This window comes from Chromohalobacter sp. HP20-39, from assembly GCF_033052815.1.
Lineage (GTDB): Bacteria > Pseudomonadota > Gammaproteobacteria > Pseudomonadales > Halomonadaceae > Chromohalobacter.
Genome location: NZ_JAWHTP010000813.1, coordinates 1 through 260 on the forward strand (window position 1 = coordinate 1; position 260 = coordinate 260).

At 60.4% G+C, this 260-nt stretch carries 1 protein-coding gene; it reads left to right on the top strand.

What is annotated here, in order from left to right; genetic code table 11:
- A partial coding sequence (locus RVY79_RS20215) for a GTPase (protein ID WP_317466366.1) occupies positions 1 to 260 on the top strand: 260 nt, incomplete at both ends.

A 260-nucleotide genomic window follows, 5' to 3' on the forward strand; every position in this document is an offset into this window, starting at 1 on the left:
TCGGCGTCGTTGGCATCGACGGGCGTGAATTCGTACTGGCCGACATTCCGGGATTGATCGAAGGCGCGCATGAAGGCGCAGGCCTCGGCGACAGGTTTCTCGGCCACGTCGAGCGTTGTCGCGTACTGCTGCATCTGGTGGACGCAACATCCGAGCATGCGGGCAAAGACTACAAGACCGTGCGGAATGAGCTGGAAGCGTATGACGAGCATCTCGCCGACAAGATCGAGATCGTTGCGCTGAGCAAGATCGACGCGGTG